This is a genomic window from Psychrobacter sp. 1Y4, from assembly GCF_051847555.1.
In genome coordinates this window covers 1-641 of the sequence record NZ_JBPYDE010000715.1, presented here as the reverse complement: position 1 = coordinate 641, position 641 = coordinate 1, and the positions used below count along the sequence as shown (strand labels likewise).

At 46.6% G+C, this 641-nt stretch carries 1 pseudogene; it reads right to left on the bottom strand.

The features are described 5' to 3' along the window. Positions 1–641 (bottom strand): annotated as a pseudogene (locus ACS8FC_RS18495) (hypothetical protein); the annotation flags it as partial.

The following is a 641-nucleotide window of genomic DNA, read 5'->3' as shown; positions in this document are numbered from 1 at the left end:
CGAGTTAGCGTCTCACGGCTGATGATAAGACCGGGATTATTGGCATCACGAGTAATAACTTCGACGATTTCAGAGTTTTCTAGTACCGCGTCAAAGTTCTCCGCTAGTGGGTAGGGACCTGAAATACCTAATCCGCGAGTCTCGTTAACGCGCTGACTAGTGCTGGTCTCTGCTAAAAACGCAGTCACGCGAGTATTATTATCTTCAAATTGCGCTTTTAGACCAGTCAATGTACGGTTGTACTGACCCAGTTTGATGCCTTCATCATTGTCAATTTGTGTTTTTAGATCGCCATACACAGCAAACGAGCGACCTTTGTCCAAACGCACATAGAGCTTACTGGTTGATTGTGCATCAAAGCCCTTAGCCGATGAGTCACCATAGACAGGATAGTATTCGCCAGGCTCGATATCACGGAATAATCGCTCGCCTTTTTTGTCACTGTCATAAGCCAGCGTCAGCAAATAGTCGCCGCGTACTTTGCCTTTCAAAAACATCGCCGCACGACCAGATGCGGTATAGTCATCGTTACCGGCAAAATCATTCAGCTCTTGTTCAAAGGCACCTTGAGCATCCGTAATACTGCTACCATCAAAGTCTTTGAGGGAGATAGCACCTTCGACGATACCCACAGCAATGAG